This window comes from Sulfuriflexus sp. (assembly GCF_032250955.1).
Taxonomy (GTDB): domain Bacteria; phylum Pseudomonadota; class Gammaproteobacteria; order AKS1; family AKS1; genus Sulfuriflexus.
In genome coordinates, this window is sequence record NZ_JAVVES010000001.1 from 12,921 (window position 1) to 29,083 (window position 16,163).

16 protein-coding genes are annotated in these 16,163 nt (G+C 56.5%); 2 read left to right on the top strand and 14 right to left on the bottom strand.

What is annotated here, in order from left to right:
* Positions 1-6: 6 nt before the first annotated feature.
* Positions 7-1,323 carry a homoserine dehydrogenase gene (locus RQ738_RS00070; protein ID WP_314161295.1) on the bottom strand — a complete coding sequence of 439 codons (1,317 nt, stop codon included), beginning with the start codon at positions 1,321-1,323 and terminating at the stop codon, positions 7-9.
* Positions 1,320-2,534, bottom strand: coding sequence for an alanine transaminase (gene alaC / locus RQ738_RS00075; RefSeq protein WP_314161296.1), 1,215 nt, complete (start codon positions 2,532-2,534; stop codon positions 1,320-1,322). Before alaC ends, RQ738_RS00070 begins: the two co-directional genes overlap by 4 nt.
* Positions 2,535-2,707: 173 nt before the next feature.
* On the opposite strand from alaC, the gene RQ738_RS00080 reads away from it, so the two are divergent.
* Positions 2,708-3,118, top strand: coding sequence for an Mth938-like domain-containing protein (locus tag RQ738_RS00080; RefSeq protein ID WP_314161297.1), 411 nt, complete (start codon positions 2,708-2,710; stop codon positions 3,116-3,118).
* A 55-nt stretch (positions 3,119-3,173) separates the two neighbouring features.
* Here RQ738_RS00080 and RQ738_RS00085 read toward each other — a convergent pair whose 3' ends face one another.
* From RQ738_RS00085 to surE, 5 genes are all read right to left on the bottom strand, one after another.
* On the bottom strand, positions 3,174-4,640 hold the full coding sequence (locus RQ738_RS00085) for a HAMP domain-containing methyl-accepting chemotaxis protein (protein ID WP_314161299.1): 1,467 nt from the start codon (positions 4,638-4,640) through the stop codon (positions 3,174-3,176).
* Positions 4,641-4,997: 357 nt separating this feature from the next.
* Complete coding sequence (gene rpoS / locus RQ738_RS00090; protein ID WP_314161301.1) at positions 4,998-6,047, bottom strand: RNA polymerase sigma factor RpoS; 1,050 nt, start codon at positions 6,045-6,047, stop codon at positions 4,998-5,000.
* Between the two features lie 131 nt (positions 6,048-6,178).
* Complete coding sequence (locus tag RQ738_RS00095; protein ID WP_314161304.1) at positions 6,179-6,961, bottom strand: peptidoglycan DD-metalloendopeptidase family protein; 783 nt, start codon at positions 6,959-6,961, stop codon at positions 6,179-6,181.
* Positions 6,948-7,589, bottom strand: a complete 642-nt coding sequence (locus RQ738_RS00100; RefSeq protein WP_314161383.1) for a protein-L-isoaspartate(D-aspartate) O-methyltransferase — start codon at positions 7,587-7,589, stop codon at positions 6,948-6,950. Before RQ738_RS00100 ends, RQ738_RS00095 begins: the two co-directional genes overlap by 14 nt.
* Positions 7,590-7,602: 13 nt before the next feature.
* Positions 7,603-8,358 (bottom strand): 5'/3'-nucleotidase SurE, encoded by a 756-nt coding sequence (gene surE, locus RQ738_RS00105; protein WP_314161305.1) that lies wholly within the window; start codon positions 8,356-8,358, stop codon positions 7,603-7,605.
* Positions 8,359-8,471: 113 nt separating this feature from the next.
* On the opposite strand from surE, the gene RQ738_RS00110 reads away from it, so the two are divergent.
* Positions 8,472-9,026: a Smr/MutS family protein gene (locus RQ738_RS00110; protein WP_314161306.1), complete on the top strand. Its 555-nt coding sequence runs from the start codon at positions 8,472-8,474 to the stop codon at positions 9,024-9,026.
* A gap of 238 nt (positions 9,027-9,264) precedes the next feature.
* Here the strand turns inward: RQ738_RS00110 and truD are convergent, their stop codons facing one another.
* From truD to RQ738_RS00145, 7 genes are all read right to left on the bottom strand, one after another.
* A complete protein-coding gene (gene truD / locus RQ738_RS00115; protein ID WP_314161307.1) occupies positions 9,265-10,299 on the bottom strand; it encodes a tRNA pseudouridine(13) synthase TruD in 1,035 nt (344 codons plus the stop codon).
* Positions 10,300-10,304: 5 nt separating this feature from the next.
* Positions 10,305-10,778 carry a 2-C-methyl-D-erythritol 2,4-cyclodiphosphate synthase gene (ispF, locus tag RQ738_RS00120; protein WP_409929501.1) on the bottom strand — a complete coding sequence of 158 codons (474 nt, stop codon included), beginning with the start codon at positions 10,776-10,778 and terminating at the stop codon, positions 10,305-10,307.
* A 6-nt stretch (positions 10,779-10,784) separates the two neighbouring features.
* Complete coding sequence (gene ispD, locus RQ738_RS00125) at positions 10,785-11,534, bottom strand: 2-C-methyl-D-erythritol 4-phosphate cytidylyltransferase (protein ID WP_314161310.1); 750 nt, start codon at positions 11,532-11,534, stop codon at positions 10,785-10,787.
* On the bottom strand, positions 11,531-11,821 hold the full coding sequence (gene ftsB, locus RQ738_RS00130) for a cell division protein FtsB (RefSeq protein WP_314161311.1): 291 nt from the start codon (positions 11,819-11,821) through the stop codon (positions 11,531-11,533). Before ftsB ends, ispD begins: the two co-directional genes overlap by 4 nt.
* A 469-nt stretch (positions 11,822-12,290) precedes the next feature.
* Complete coding sequence (gene eno, locus RQ738_RS00135) at positions 12,291-13,577, bottom strand: phosphopyruvate hydratase (RefSeq protein WP_314161312.1); 1,287 nt, start codon at positions 13,575-13,577, stop codon at positions 12,291-12,293.
* 41 nt (positions 13,578-13,618) lie between these two features.
* Entirely contained in the window at positions 13,619-14,452 is an 834-nt protein-coding gene (gene kdsA, locus RQ738_RS00140) for a 3-deoxy-8-phosphooctulonate synthase (protein ID WP_314161313.1), read from the bottom strand.
* Positions 14,449-16,098, bottom strand: a complete 1,650-nt coding sequence (locus RQ738_RS00145) for a CTP synthase (RefSeq protein WP_314161314.1) — start codon at positions 16,096-16,098, stop codon at positions 14,449-14,451. The genes kdsA and RQ738_RS00145 overlap by 4 nt, the downstream gene beginning before the upstream one ends.
* Between the last annotated feature and the right edge of the window lie 65 nt (positions 16,099-16,163).

Here is a 16,163-nt window from a genome sequence, read left to right on the forward strand (position 1 = left end):
TTGGGTTCAGTCAGCGTCGAGGACTTCAAGACGAATACGAATCACTTCATCATAAACACTGTCGAGCGCTTCAATCCGGGCAATCGCGGCATTCATCTGCTTCTCACGAATACGGTGAGTCAGCAGGATAATCGGCACACTGTTTTCACCCGCTGCGGCTTCTTTCTGCACCAGCGCCTCGATACTGATGCCGCTCTCACCGAGGATGCGCGTGATGTCGGCGAGCACACCCGGCTTGTCGCTGGCCTGCAGGCGCAGGTAGTAGGCCGTTTCGATCTCTTCCATCGGCAGAATCGGCGTATCCGACAGGGCATCCGGCTGGAAGGCCAGGTGCGGGACGCGGTTTCCCGGGTCTGCGGTCAGGGCACGGACGACATCGACAAGGTCGGCAACCACGGCAGAGGCGGTGGGTTCGGCACCCGCGCCTGCACCATAATATAAAGTTGGGCCGACCGCATCACCCTTGACGAGGATCGCGTTCATGACACCATCGACATTCGCAATCAGGCGGCGGTGCGGGATCAGTGTCGGGTGCACACGCAGTTCGATACCGGCCTCGGTACGCCGCGAAATACCCAGGTGCTTGATGCGGTAACCAAGTTCATCCGCATAATTGACATCCGCGCGGGTAATGTGACTGATGCCCTCGGTATAAGTACTGTCAAATTGCAGCGGAATCCCGAAGGCGATGGATGCCAGGATAGTCAGCTTGTGGGCGGCATCGATACCCTCGACATCAAAGGTGGGATCAGCCTCCGCATAACCAAGTTTTTGCGCCTCCGCCAGCACATCGGCGAAGTCACGGCCCTTGTCACGCATCTCGGTGAGAATGAAGTTGCCGGTGCCGTTAATGATCCCGGCCAGCCACTCGATACTGTTACCGGCCAGGCCTTCACGAATCGCCTTGATGATGGGAATGCCACCGGCGACAGCGGCCTCGAAAGCGACCATGACACCCTGCTCCTGCGCGGCCTTGAAGATTTCATTGCCGTGCAGGGCAATCAGCGCCTTGTTGGCAGTCACCACATGCTTGCCGTTGTGAATCGCCTGCATAACCAGTTCAAGTGAATGGTCATAGCCACCGATCAACTCAACCACGACATCGATATCCGGATCGTTAACAACATCCATGGCTACCGTGGTCAGTTTGATGCCCTCGGTCGAGCAGTTACGTGGTGCCGCCAGGTTACGCGCGGCGGCGTGCGTCACGTTGATGCCACGCCCGGCGCGGCGGGTGATTTCTTTGGCATTGCGAGCCAGTACGTTAACCGTACCCCCGCCGACAGTACCCAGACCCAGCAGGCCAACATTAACCGGTTTCAAAGTTCTTCTCCTACAGCTGCGGCTTGCAGCACATTATCTTTTCTAAACATGTGACGCAGACCACGAATAGCCTGGCGTGTGCGGTGTTCGTTTTCGATCAGGCTGAAACGGACATGGTCGTCGCCATACTCCCCGAAACCGACGCCGGGTGATACGGCGACCCGCGCCTCTTCGAGTAATTTCTTCGAAAACTCCAGCGAGCCCATGGCCTTGTAGGGTGCAGGGATCGGCACCCAGACAAACATGGTCGCCCTGGGTTTTTCAACATGCCAGCCAATCGAATTCAAGCCATCACAGAGCACGTCACGGCGGCTTTGATACATATCACAAATTTCTTTCACGCAATCCTGCGGACCTTCCAGCGCCTGGATCGCCGCCACCTGGATCGGCGTAAACATGCCATAGTCATGGTAAGACTTCATGCGTGCCAGCGCGGCAACCAGTTTCGGGTTGCCGGCCATGAAGCCAACCCGCCAGCCCGGCATGTTGTAGGTCTTCGACAGGGAATAAAACTCCACTGCCACATCCTTCGCACCGGGAACTTCGAGGATGGAGGGCGCCTTGTAACCATCGAAGACGATCTCGGCATAGGCGATATCGTGCACCACCCAGATCTCGTGCTCACGCGCAATGGCAATGACCTTTTCGAAAAAATCGAGTTCGACACAACCCGTGGTCGGGTTGCCGGGGAAATTCAGGATCAGCATTTTCGGCTTCGGCCAGGTGTTCTTGATCGCGGTTTCCAGTTCACTGAAAAAGTCCACGCCCGGCACCAGCGGCACATGCCGGATATCCGCGCCGGCAATAACGAAGCCATAGGTGTGAATCGGGTAACAGGGGTTCGGCACCAGCACCGCATCACCCGGCCCGACCGTGGCCAGGGCCAGGTGGGCAAGCCCCTCCTTGGAACCAATCGTGACGATGACCTCGGACTCCGGATCGAGGTCCACGTCGTATTTGCCCTTGTACCAGCTCGCCAGTGCCCGACGCAGACGCGGGATACCTCGCGACATGGAATAACGGTGCGTGTCCTTGCGCTGGGCGGCCTCGACCAGCTTGTCGACAATGTGCTGCGGCGTAGACTGGTCCGGATTGCCCATCCCAAAATCAATAATGTCCTCGCCCCGGGCTCGCGCCTGTGCCTTCAAGTCATTCACGATGTTAAAGACATAAGGCGGTAAGCGTTTGATTCTGGGGAAATCTTCTTCCACGGTGATGTTCTCGCAAGGCCGTTTTCGGCACGGTTCAGTTAATAAAGCCGGCGACGATACGGCCCGGCTGCCTGCTTGTCAATCGGCGTCCGGTAAAACCGGAATCCAGACAAATTTTGCGAGGAAATATAACATGATGCGTGTTTTTTCGCACTCACGACACGAGCTTATTTTTGACTGTACCCGGGGCACAGGCTAGCATGCCGGGCATGAAACTCTACCAGGACAGCGAAACCCGGCAATACAGCATCCGTGCCTATACGGATACCAGCGTCACCGTGAATGAGGATATTTACACCCGCCCCCTGGTCGTCACGCCCGATAAGCTGCTCAGTGACTGGTCCGCGCCCTGCTTTGCCGAACTTGATTCAAGCCATTTACGCGAACTCAAGGACCTTGATATGGAGATCCTGTTGCTCGGCACGGGCAACCGGCAACGTTTCCCCGATCCCCGTCTGCTCCTCACGCTGCAAGATCGGGGTGTCGGCATCGAGGTCATGACTACCCCGGCAGCCTGCCGTACCTATAATATTCTGACCGCCGAAGGCCGCGCCGTCGCCGCGGCCCTGTTTATTGAACCCTGAAAATAAAAAACGGCCGCATGTAGCGGCCGTCTCTGCCTGAACCGGCAACGTCCCCCTAGATCTTGAACTGCGCGATCAGGCCCTGCAGCTGCGAGGCCAGGCGGGCGAGTTCATCACTGGCCGCCGTGGTCTGTTCAGCACCGGCGGCAGTCTGTTCCGAGACCTGGTTAATGTTAATGATGTTGCGGTTCATTTCCTCTGTTACCGCACTCTGTTCTTCGGCGGCACTGGCAATCTGTGTATTCATGTCACTGATCGTAGTCACGGCACTGGCGATCACCTCCAGGGAATGCGAGGCCTCGTTCGCCTGCCCGGCACCGGTCTGGGCCTGGTTACAGCCCTGCTCCATGACCGTCACCGCCTGCTTGGCCCGCCCCTGAAGCTTTTCAATCATTCCCTGAATTTCCTGCGTCGATGCCTGGGTGCGGCTGGCAAGTGTACGTACCTCATCGGCGACCACCGCGAAACCGCGCCCCTGTTCACCGGCACGCGCCGCTTCGATGGCGGCATTCAGGGCCAGCAGGTTGGTCTGCTCGGCAATGCTTTTAATGACATCCAGCACGCTACCGATGTTCTCGCTGTCCTGTTCGAGTTCATGAATCACAGCCGCCGCGCTTTCAACCTCACTGGCCAGTTGCTGAATCGTGTTCGAGGCGGTCTGCACTACGCGTTTGCCATTACTCGATTCATCATTCGCACTGCGCGCCGCCTCGGCAGCGGCAGCCGCATTACGCGCGACTTCCTGGACGGTGGCGGCCATTTCATTCATCGCCGTGGCGACCTGTTCGGTTTCACTGACCTGCTGGGTAACATTGTTGCTACTGTCACGGGCCACCGCGGAGACTTCTTCAGAGGCCGCGGCCAGTTGTGAGGAAGAGCTGTTAACCTGCTGGATCAAGGCCTCGAACTTTTCCAGCATGCTGTTAAAGGCAGCGGCCATCATACCAGTCTCGTCTTCCGAGTGGTTGGTGCTACGCAGGGTCAGATCACTATTCATCTCAACCTCTGCCATCAAATTGCTCAGGGAAACAACTCGATTCATGACACGAGATATGACCCAATACATAAATGTGACGGCCATAAGGACAAGACAGATGTTAATAAAAAGTACTAACTGCATATTGTTGACAGACTCATGCTGCGAGTCCAATGCACGTTTTGAATATTCTTGCGCGCTATTAAGAAATGTATCGACCTGTTCGGAAATTTTCTCTGCCACCCCATCAAACGTAGCCATCATACGATTACCAGCATCCGGCCCGTCATCTATATACAATCTGGCCATTTTTTTACCTACACGATAATAATTCTCAAATTCAGGAATCATCGCCTGATAAGCATCAGCGTTCTCAGCATCAATTACTTTTAACTCTTTAATGGCCTGCCTGAATATGGCTGCATTCTTCTCGGCTTCATCAAAGCCATCATTCAAACCATCGCGTCCACGCGTCGCACTGATATCAGTCAACCATTGCTGGACCTGAACAATCGCCAATTTTAATTCATGTGCTTTTTCAAGCACCGGAATTTCATTTTTAGAGAGAATGTTTATTTGACTGCTGACTGAGGTACTGAAATAGAATAAAATGCCATTCGTGACAGCAACGATTAATAACAATAATAGAAAACGGTTTTTCAGCTTCAGGTTCTTCATTGTTTGCCTCGCGATCTAGAAAATCTGGCACCATCCCTGAATCAAGCATGGCATCAATAATCATTGCGCAGGGAAGTCAGTGCGAGCACTTAACTTCTAATTACACAGCAGGGTTATCGACAAGAATATGAAAAACTTTAGGGAATATGCCTTCTGGCGGCTCTTTTACTAGCAACCACACAAAAACGCTACTAAACATGCGGCATTAGACTGCCAGGTAAAGGCTCAACCTTCGCGGAACAAGGCATCCAGAGAGTAACCGTCGCGTTCGAGTACCTCGCGCAGGCGCTTGAGGGCCTCTATCTGGATCTGGCGCACGCGTTCACGGGTTACGCCTATCTCATTACCGACTTCTTCGAGGGTGGAGATTTCATAACCGTGCAGGCCAAAGCGGCGCTCCACGACTTCACGCTGCTTGTCATTCAGCTGGCTTAACCAGACATCGAGACGACTCCTGACAGCATCGCTTTGCAGTACCGCCGCCGGGTCATTCTTGCCTTCATCGGGTATGGAGTCGATAACCGCTGTATCCGAGTCACGCCCCATGGGTGTGTCAACGGAGGTCACGCGCTCATTCAGGCCCATCATTCGCTTCACATCTTCAATCGACTTGTCCAGCAGGCGCGCAACTTCCTCCGGACTCGGTTCGTGGCCGAGTTCCTGGGTGAACTGGCGCGCGGCACGCAGATAGATATTCATTTCCTTGACCACGTGGATGGGCAGACGGATCGTTCGGGTCTGATTCATAATGCCGCGCTCGATGGTCTGCCGGATCCACCACGTGGCATAGGTGGAAAAGCGAAAACCGCGTTCGGGATCAAATTTTTCCACCGCCCGAATCAGGCCGAGGTTGCCCTCTTCAATCAGGTCGAGTAATGGCAGGCCACGGTTCATGTAGCGTCGCGCGATCTTCACGACCAGGCGCAGGTTACTCTCGATCATGCGCTTGCGCCCGGCCTCAATGCCTTTTTGCGCCATGCGCGAGTAATGCACCTCTTCCTCGGCGGTGAGCAAGGGCGAGGCACCGATTTCACTCAGGTAGAGGCGCGTGGCATCCGCATCACCGCCACGCGTGCTTGCCGAGCCTGAACTGGTCTTTCTGGCGGTGCGGGGTTTTACGGTTTCTTTAGGCGGGGCAATCTCATCACCAAAACTCAGGGATACATCTTCTTCAACGTCATTATCATCAACGAACTCGTCTTTTCCATTCGTTCCAGATATCGCTGCCTTGATCTTCTGTGTTTTCGGCTCTGCAGTTGATTTCTTGCGCGGCATCAATGCCTCCTTACGCCTTTCTTCACGTCGTAAGTCCATGCGTCGAAGAGAGGTTATTATCAAGCTTGTTATAATGTAATCGTCCCCGCCGGGGATCGCTGAAGGCCTTTTATCGACAGCCCTTTTATCAACTAGCGCTTCGGCAAATACCGCATGGGATTAACTGGATTGCCCTCGCGCCGGATCTCAAAGTGCAGTTTGACGTTATCTGCCCCGCTCCGGCCCATCTCGGCAATCTGCTGGCCCAGCTTGACTGTATCGCCTTCCTTAACCAGTAGCTTTCTGTTGTGCGCGTATGCGCTCAGGTATTTTTCATTATGCTTAACGATAATAAGCTTACCATAACCCCGAAGTCCACTCCCGCTATAGACGATGCGCCCGCTGCCGGCAGCCTTGATGGCCTGCCCCAGGTGCCCGGCAATATCGATACCCTTGCGGGTATCGGATTTACTGGAAAAGGTCTTGATAACCCGGCCAGAGGTTGGCCAGTTCCAGCGTAGTGGGCCGGTATTTGCCATGAAGCTGGACGACCTTTTGGGCGGCGTCGCGGCTTTCGGGGGACTCGCCGGCGGTTTCGCTGTCTGTCGTGGCTTTGGCGCAGGTTTCGGCCGGCTAACCACTTGCTTCGCCGGCCTGCTGCCTCCGCGCAGTTTCAGTTTTTGAGCCACATAAATGGTGTAGGGGTGACGGATACCATTGCGGCGGGCCAGTGTCCGGTAATCCTGGCCGTACTGGAAAGCAATCGAATACAGGGTTTCGCCACGACTGACCGTGTGCACGTCGGGCGACCAGCGACTCCCCTTGGCATGTTTGCTGACCGGGGCCACCGCCACGCTGCCGCCACAGCCTGACAACACCAGCCCGGCCAGGAGCATGGTGAGGATAACGAGATTCTTGCTCTTAACCCAGGCCACCGCGCAAAGGTACAAAACTGACCAGGTCGAGGGTCCTGGAGTTATAACCGTCTGCTGTCCTGGTGACCACGAGCAACTGTTGCTCGCCTTGCTTGCCTACCGGGATCACGAGTCGCCCTCCCTCCGCGAGCTGGTCGTAAAGGGGCTTGGGCACCTGTTGCGGCGCTGCCGTCACGAGGATGCCATCATAAGGGCCGTATTCACTCCAGCCCCAGTTACCGTCACTGTGCTTGAGGCGGATATTACGTATTTCCAGTTCCTGAAAACGACCCCTGGCCTGCTGCATCAGCGCATCGATGCGTTCAACGCTGTAAACATGTTCGACCAACCTTGCCAGGATCGCCGTCTGATAACCCGAACCGGTGCCCACTTCAAGCACCTTCCTCGGCCGTTCGCCGTCACACAACAGGGCCTCGGTCATACGCGCGACGATATAGGGCTGGGAAATGGTCTGGCCCTGGCCAATCGGCAGGGCCGTATCCTCATAGGCGCGACTGGACAATGCCTCCTCGACGAAGATATGCCGCGGCATGCTGCGCATCACTTCCAGCACCGCCTCATTCTGAATACCCCGCTCGCGCAGGCGTTCGACCAGGCGGTCGCGGGTGCGCTGCGAGGTCATGCCGATGCCCTGGTGGCGATCATTCATGCCCCATTCCCTCCAGCCAACTGGCGACCTTGTCGAGGGTGGGGTAACTGGTCATATCAATCTTCAGGGGAGTAATCGAAATCTTGCCGTGGCTGATAGCGTGGAAATCCGTTCCCGGCCCTGCATCGGCGGTCTCGCCCGGTGGCCCGACCCAGTAGATGTTACGGCCGCGCGGGTCCTTTTCGCGGAGAACCGGTTCCGACTTGTGGCGATGCCCGAGGCGGGTTGCCTCATAGCCCTTGATCTCGGCCCATGGCAAATCGGGCACATTGATATTGAGGATGGTATCGGCCGGCAAGGGGTCATGATGGAGACGCTCGATGACGGCGATGATCGCGCGGGCCGCTGTGTCATAGTGCTCAAGCCCCTCCCCGGCGAGGGAAACGGCAATGGCCGGTGCCCCGAGAAAACGCCCCTCGATGGCGGCCGCCACGGTCCCGGAATAGAGTACGTCGTCACCCAGATTGGCCCCGGCATTGATGCCGGCAATCACCATATCCGGCTCATCGTCAAGCAGGCCGGTAATGGCCAGGTGAACACAGTCGGTGGGTGTGCCATCGACACAGATAAAGCCGTCTTCCATTGTCGTCGCCCGGATCGGGCTATCCAGCGTCAGCGAGTTACTCGCCCCACTGCGGTTGCGATCCGGCGCGATGACCGTCAGCTCGGCCCGCCCGCTCAAGGCCTTGTAGAGACTGCGAATACCGGGGGCCTGGTAGCCATCATCATTACTAATCAATATACGCATGTCGTTCAGGTGCCGGGCTCGTTTATATTATAAAGACAATCAGTTATATTCTGATTCTAATACAGATTAGAACCACCTGAACAGCTCGCTGCATGGCGGTGCCAGCTTGAGTAATGACCATTATGCCCGACAAACCGAAAATTTCCGATGCCGAGCGGCAGTTGTTTCGTGACAATCTGAAGGATGTACGGCCGCTGACGGTAAAACACCACTACCAGGCGCCGCAGCCGAAGATCAAGGCCGTCGCCCGCCAGCGGCTCGCCGATGACCGCCAGGTGCTCGATGACATGTTTTCCGACGATTTCTGCTCCGAGGACGTCGAAACCGGCGAAGAGCTCCTGTTCAGCCGCGCCGGCCTGCAGACCCGCCTCATGCGCCAGTTGCGCCGCGGCCAGCTCAGTGTCCGCGCGGAACTCGACCTGCATGGCTATACGGTGCTCGAGGCCCGCCAGGCCGTCACCGAATTCCTGCGTGACAGCCTGCGGCACGGCAATCGTTGTGTACGCATCGTGCACGGCAAGGGTTTTGGTTCGAAACAGAAACTGCCAGTGCTGAAAAACAAGGTCAATGCCTGGCTGCAACAACGCGATGAAGTGCTGGCCTTCTGCTCCGCCCGCCCCGTCGATGGCGGCACGGGTGCCCTGTACGTGCTCCTGAAACGACTTTAACGTTTAAAAAAACAAAAGCCCAACGCAGAGACGCGGAGGCGCAAAGAGCGCAGAGGGTAAAAGGATTGAAAAAATGGTTTATTGTATTCCGTCATTCCGGCATAGTTCTAGCCGGAATCCATAAATAATAAGATTCTGGATTGCGGCTAAGAACATGCCGCAATAACGAGGTAACTTGATCTCTCTTTGCGAATCTCTGCGCCTCCGCGTCTCTGCGTTGGGCTTTTAAGTTAAAGAATCAGGTCTCGACGATTTCGCGCAGCACGGCGGTGGCGAAACAACCGGCGGGCAAACTGAAGTTCAGCACCAGGGTGTTATCCGCATACTCCCACTGCAAGTCTTCAACGATCAGGCGCAGGCTGCGCCGTTCCATTTTCAGCCCGGCCTTTTCCAGCCCCTCACACCACTCGGAGAGTCCCTGCAGTGCGGTGGTCTCGAATTCACGCGCGCTGTCCCGGCTGGGTAATTCGCCCTTGCCCCACAGTGGTCCACTCGGATGGATGTCCTTTTCCAGCAGGCGCTGCTCGAGTTGCGCGTCTATCGCTTCGCTGGCAAAGAAGCCGCGACTGCCCGCGAGCATACAGATCTCGCCATCGAGCAGGCGGTTCCAGTTTCCGGCATGCACGCGCGCGGACAGGACCCGGTTGAATAACATTGAACGTGCGGCTGACAGGTAGTGGCCGCGTTGTTCACGTTTCACACGTCGCCCGGCAAACATTTCCAGGGCGCGCTCGAGATTGCTGCCGGCATGACCGAAACGCTGGCTGCCAAAATAATTGGGCACGCCCTGCTCTGCAATACATTGCAGGCGTGCCTCGAGCTGTGCGCTGTCGACCTCGAATTCGCGCACGCTAATCCGGAAACGGTTGCCGGCGAGGGTGCCGCGACGCAGCTTGCGCGTATTGCGCACAACCTCCATCACCTCGACCTCGGCACTGTTCAGTTGCTGCCAGTCCGGTTCACTGACACCGGGCAGGTAAACACTGAACCACTGGGTCGTCACGGCATGGCGATCCTTGAGACCGGCAAAACTGACATCACGGCATTTTATATTCGCCAGTCTGGCGAGTTGCCGGGCGATGTCCTCGGTATTCAGGCCGCGTTTACGGATATGCAGGCAAACATGTTCACCTTCGCCACTGAAGGTCACCGAGGATAGTTCATCGACAATGAAATCTTCCGGCTGCTGACGGATACGTCCCCTGGCCAGCGGGCTGCCATGGGCATGGGCAGGTTGCAGGGCGGCCTGCAGGGTAGCGGCTGGATCGGTCATGGTGTTCAGTCAGTGGTGAGTAAGACAATGGCCTGGGCGGCGATACCTTCACCACGGCCGGTAAAGCCAAGCTTCTCGGTAGTGGTGGCCTTGACGTTAATACAGTTCAGTTCCACGGCCAGATCGCTGGCGATATACGCGCACATGGTATCAATAAACGGCGCCAGCTTCGGGGCCTCGGCTATCACGGTGCAGTCAAGATTACACAGGCTGTAGCCTTCCTGTTGCACGCGTCGATATACCTCGCGCAGGAGTTCGCGGCTGTCGGCACCGGCATAGCGTGCATCTGTATCCGGAAAATGGCGACCAATATCACCGAGTGCCGCCGCACCGAGCAAGGCATCACAGATGGCATGCAATAACACATCGGCATCGGAGTGGCCGGCCAGCCCTTTCTCATAAGGGATATCAACCCCGCCGAGAATCAGGCGGCGACCCGCGGCAAAGGCATGCACATCAAACCCCTGTCCTGTACGCATGCTCATCTAACCGTCATCCGCCATCAGGCCATCATAGTCACTTGCGGCCTCGTCACTAATCGTGGCCAGGTGAAAACGCGCCAGTGCCAGGTCCTCGGGACGCGTGATCTTGATATTGTCAGCGTATCCCTCGACGACCAGCGGATTGTAGCCGGCGTATTCCATTGCCGAGGCCTCATCGGTAACCAGTACCCCGTCAGCGATGGCCTTTTCCAGTGCCTCGCGCAGCATACCGACATGAAACATCTGTGGCGTCAGGGCGTGCCAGAGCGACACCCGGTCTACCGTCTCTTCAATGATACAGGCGACGTCGACCCGTTTCAGGGTGTCGCGCACCGGCACCGCCAGGATGCCGCCCTGCGGGTGCTGCGCCATCGTGATCATGAGTTTATCGAGATCGCCCCGACGCAAGCACGGCCGCGCGGCATCATGTACCAGCACCCAGTCTGTATTCCGGGTCTTGTCTTCCAGGAAGTTCAGTGCGTTCAACACCGAGTGACAACGTTCGCTGCCACCGATAACCGTGTGAAGCGGCTTGTCGGTGTCGATGTAAAGCGTCGGCCAGGTCGTATCGTGTTCGGCAACCGCGACGACAATACCGTGGATACGGGGGTGATGCAGGAAATGCGCCAGCGTCTGTTCAAGGACAGTCTTGCCCTGCAGGTCAAGATACTGTTTCGGGCAATCCGCCTGCATACGGCTGCCGATGCCTGCAGCGGGGATCACCACCCAGAAGGTTTGTTCGGTAATGGTCATTTCCCTGTGTCTGCCTCTTCCTCTACAACCTGAAAGAATGTCTCGTCTTTTTTTATCATACCCAGCTCGTGCCGGGCACGTTCCTCTATCGCGGCCAGACCCTGTTTCAGATCCTCCACTTCGGCCTCGAGGGCCGCATTACGTTCCTGTAATTCATTGTTCTCATCTTGCTGCGCGCTGATCTGCTGACGCAACTGCCAGACCTCGGCGAGGCTGCCATGGCCAAACCACAGGGTCAGTTGCAGTGTAATCAACAACAGGACAAGAAAGATAGTGAGAAATTTCATTATCTGCGCCTGAATAAACTCGAGTCTTTAACGCAAAGAACGCAAAGGCGCAAAGATCGCGAAGAAATATAAATAAAAAATCACCGCTGTCCCGTTAACATAAGCCTGACAAGCAGTAAGCTTCGGATAAATAAGATCAAGAGATTGATTGATGCGCATGAACACATGAAACCTCATCAGCCTCTAATCGGCGTTATCCCTTCTCCCCCAGGGATAACCAGCGCCCTGGCTGTCGTCGTTTGACAGCTTAGGCGAATGGCTAGTTGTTCCACCAGAAGGCCAGGATGAGGGAGTAAATAAAACAATATGTCATCGACATCTAAATCCCCTCACCCTAACCCTCTCCCGAAGGGAGAGGGAATTAACGGGACAGTAGTAATAAAAAACCATTTATCCATTAATTCCTTTGCGTCCTCAGCGTCTTTGCGTCCTCAGCGTCTTTGCGTCTCAGCGTTGGGCTTTTAAATGATTAACCCAGGTGACGGAATGCTGCACGGCCCGGATACGTGGCCTTGTCACCGAGGGCCTCTTCGATACGGATCAGCTGATTGTACTTGGCCACGCGATCGCTGCGTGACAGTGAGCCGGTCTTGATCTGGCCACAGGCGGTGGCAACGACAAGATCAGCAATCGTTGTGTCTTCGGTTTCACCGGAGCGATGTGACACAACCGCGGTGTAACCGGCCGCGTGTGCCATGTCGATCGCATCAATGGTCTCGGTCAGGGTACCTATCTGGTTAACCTTGATGAGGATGGAATTGGCAATCCCCTTGTCGATCCCTTCCTTGAGAATCATGGTGTTGGTCACAAACAGGTCGTCACCGACGAGTTGCACGCGCTCACCGAGTTTTTCGGTCAGCAGCGCCCAGCCTTCCCAGTCGCCTTCGTCCAGACCATCTTCGATGGAGATGATCGGATAACGGTCACACCAGTCGGCCAGATAGTCGACAAATTCAGCGGCGGACAGGGAACGCCCTTCTGAAGTCAGTTCATACCTGCCATCCTTGTAGAACTCGGAACTGGCGGCATCGATACCGATAAAGATATCTTCACCGGCCTTGTAACCGGCCTTGGCTATCGCTTCCAGGATAACCTCGATCGCGGCCTCGTTGGATGGCAGGTCCGGGGCAAAACCGCCCTCGTCACCGACCGCCGTACTCATGCCTTTCGCACTCAGCACCTTGCTCAGCGCATGAAAGACCTCAGTGCCGTAACGTACGGCCTCGGAAAGACTCGGCGCACCCACCGGGATGATCATGAACTCCTGCAGGTCGACGCTGTTATCGGCATGCGAACCACCGTTGATGATGTTCATCATCGGCACCGGCATGGTCGTACCCGTGCCGAGGTATGCATACAACGGCTTGCCGGACTGGATGGCCGCTGCCTTGGCCACCGCCATGGACACTGCCAGCAGGGCATTCGCACCCAGGCGACCCTTGTTGGGCGTGCCGTCGAGTTCGATCATGCGTTCATCGATGGCCTTCTGTTCCAGCGCGGACATACCGAGCAAGGCTGTGCGGATTTCGCCATTCACATTGGCCACTGCCTTGCTGACACCCTTGCCACCGAAGCGGGACGTGTTGCCGTCACGCAACTCGACGGCCTCGCGTGAACCCGTAGATGCCCCGGAGGGCACGGCGGCCCGTCCCATGGCACCCGATGCCAGGCTGACATCGACTTCGACTGTTGGGTTACCGCGAGAATCAATGATCTGACGGCCATGAATGTTACTGATACTGAATTGGTCTGCCATTACTGCACAAACTCCAATGGTTAATTGTTAATAGAAAAGGGTTAGAGGTCCAGCTCAGCGAAACCGGCAGCCTTGACACTACGATCTATCTGAACCAGTACCTCGAGTAATTCACGCATACGGTCGAGTGGCCAGGCATTGGGGCCGTCGCTAAGCGCCCTGGCCGGCTCCGGATGGGTTTCCATGAACAGCCCGGCGACGCCTGCGGCAACCGCGGCCCGCGCCAGCACCGGCACAAACTCGCGTTGGCCGCCCGAACAACTGCCCTGTCCACCCGGCAACTGTACCGAGTGGGTGGCATCAAAGACCACCGGGCAATTCGTGTCACGCATCGCTGCCAGCGCGCGCATATCCGAGACCAGGTTGTTATAGCCAAAGGACACGCCGCGTTCGCAGACCATGATCTGCTCGTTGCCGGTGGCGAGGGCCTTGTCGGCAACATTCTTCATATCCCAGGGCGCGAGAAACTGGCCCTTTTTGATATTCACCGGCTTGCCCTGGCGGGCCACCTCCTGAATGAAGTTGGTCTGGCGACACAGGAAGGCAGGCGTCTGCAGCACATCGACCACGGCGGCCACCTCGTTTAACGGCGTGTCTTCATGGACATCGGTCAGCACCGGCACCGCAATCTGTTCCCTGACCGTCTGCAGGATGCGCAGGCCTTCCTCGATCCCCGGGCCACGGAAACTTTCATGCGAGGAACGGTTGGCCTTGTCAAAGGATGACTTGTAGATAAACGGTATACCCAGCGCGGCGGTCAGTTCCTTTAACTGGCCAGCCGTATCAAGCGCCAGTTGTTCGCTCTCGATAACGCAGGGGCCGGCGATCAGGAACAGGGGCTGGTCGAGACCGGCTTCAAAACCACATAACTTCATGCCACGTCCTCTTTACCCGCCGTGGCGGAATGGTGTTCGCGCGCCGCGCGAATAAAACCGCTGAACAGGGGATGTCCGTCACGCGGGTTGGAGGTGAACTCCGGATGGAACTGACAGGCCACGAACCACGGGTGGTTGTCGAGCTCAATGACCTCGACCAGCTTGCCGTCTATCGACTTGCCTGCAATCTTCAGGCCGGCCTGTTCGAGCTGTTCCAGGTACTGGTTATTAAATTCATAGCGATGACGGTGGCGCTCGGTGATCACCTCGTTGCCGTATAAGTCACGGCTGCGGGTACCCGCCATAAGCCGGCACTCCTGCCCACCCAGACGCATGGTGCCGCCCAGATCGGAATTTTCATCACGCCGTTCAATAATACCCTTTTCGTTGACCCACTCGGTAATAAGTGCAATCACGGGGTGTCTGGTATCTGTACGGAATTCAGTGCTGTTGGCGTCCGCCATGCCGGCGATGTGACGGGCAAACTCAATCACCGCGACCTGCATACCCAGACAGATACCCAGGTAGGGGATATTGTTCTCACGCGCATACTGCACGGTCATGATCTTGCCCTCGACACCGCGCTCGCCAAATCCACCCGGGACGAGAATCGCATCCATGTCCTTGAGAAGATCACCATCATCCTTTTCAATATCCTCGGAATCGAAATAGGTAATGTTGACCCTGGTACGGGTATGGATACCGGCATGCGTCAGGGCCTCTGACAGTGACTTGTAGGATTCGGTCAGGTCGACGTACTTGCCGACCATCGCGATGTTCACCTCGGCTTCCGGGTGTGCCTTGGCCTCGTTCACGGCATCCCATGCACTGAGGTCGGCCGGCCTGGTCTTCAGGTGCATCTTCTCGACCACGATGTCATCCAGGCCCTGTTCATGCAGGGTGCGCGGGATCTTGTAGATATTATCAACATCGACAGCCGAGATGACGGCCCGCTCCGGGACGTTGGTAAACAGCGCGATCTTGCGACGGTCATCAGGCGGCATCGGAAACTCGGAACGGCACAACAGGATATCCGGCTGGATACCGATACTGCGCAGCTCCTTCACCGAGTGCTGGGTCGGCTTGGTCTTGACCTCGCCGGCTGCCGCGATATAGGGCAACAGGGTCAGGTGCATGAACAGGCTCTGGGTCGGACCGAGTTCCACACCAAGCTGGCGAATCGCCTCAAGGAACGGCAGTGATTCGATGTCACCGACGGTACCGCCAATCTCGACCATGGCGACATCGGCATCCCCGGCACCGGCCATGATATTGCGTTTGATCTCGTCGGTAATATGCGGGATCACCTGCACGGTACCGCCGAGGTATTCACCGCGACGTTCCTTGCGGATAACGTTTTCGTAGATCTGTCCGGTCGTGAAGTTATTCGCCTTGCTCATGGTGGTATGCACAAAGCGTTCATAATGCCCCAGGTCGAGGTCGGTTTCGGCCCCGTCCTCGGTCACAAAGACCTCGCCGTGCTGGAAGGGACTCATGGTGCCCGGGTCAACGTTGATATAGGGGTCGAGTTTCATCAGGGTGACTTTCAGCCCCCGGGACTCGAGAATAGCCGCAAGCGAGGCCGCCGCGATGCCCTTCCCGAGAGAAGAAACCACGCCACCTGTAATAAAAATAAATTTGGTCATTTAAGGGATTTTCCCGTCAGAATTCTGGGCAATGTGATCATTACCGGACGGGATTATACGTTACC

Bases quoted from the DNA above. Each gene is read 5' to 3' on its own strand.
- rpoS (WP_314161301.1), bottom strand. From the start codon at position 6,047: ATGCCGCGCAAGAAATCAACTGCAGAGCCGAAAACACAGAAGATCAAG.
- surE (WP_314161305.1), bottom strand. From the start codon at position 8,358: ATGCGTATATTGATTAGTAATGATGATGGCTACCAGGCCCCCGGTATT.
- RQ738_RS00110 (WP_314161306.1), top strand. From the start codon at position 8,472: ATGACCATTATGCCCGACAAACCGAAAATTTCCGATGCCGAGCGGCAG.
- truD (WP_314161307.1), bottom strand. From the start codon at position 10,299: ATGACCGATCCAGCCGCTACCCTGCAGGCCGCCCTGCAACCTGCCCAT.
- ispF (WP_409929501.1), bottom strand. From the start codon at position 10,778: ATGCGTACAGGACAGGGGTTTGATGTGCATGCCTTTGCCGCGGGTCGC.
- ispD (WP_314161310.1), bottom strand. From the start codon at position 11,534: ATGACCATTACCGAACAAACCTTCTGGGTGGTGATCCCCGCTGCAGGC.
- ftsB (WP_314161311.1), bottom strand. From the start codon at position 11,821: ATGAAATTTCTCACTATCTTTCTTGTCCTGTTGTTGATTACACTGCAA.
- eno (WP_314161312.1), bottom strand. From the start codon at position 13,577: ATGGCAGACCAATTCAGTATCAGTAACATTCATGGCCGTCAGATCATT.
- kdsA (WP_314161313.1), bottom strand. From the start codon at position 14,452: ATGAAGTTATGTGGTTTTGAAGCCGGTCTCGACCAGCCCCTGTTCCTG.
- RQ738_RS00145 (WP_314161314.1), bottom strand. From the start codon at position 16,098: ATGACCAAATTTATTTTTATTACAGGTGGCGTGGTTTCTTCTCTCGGG.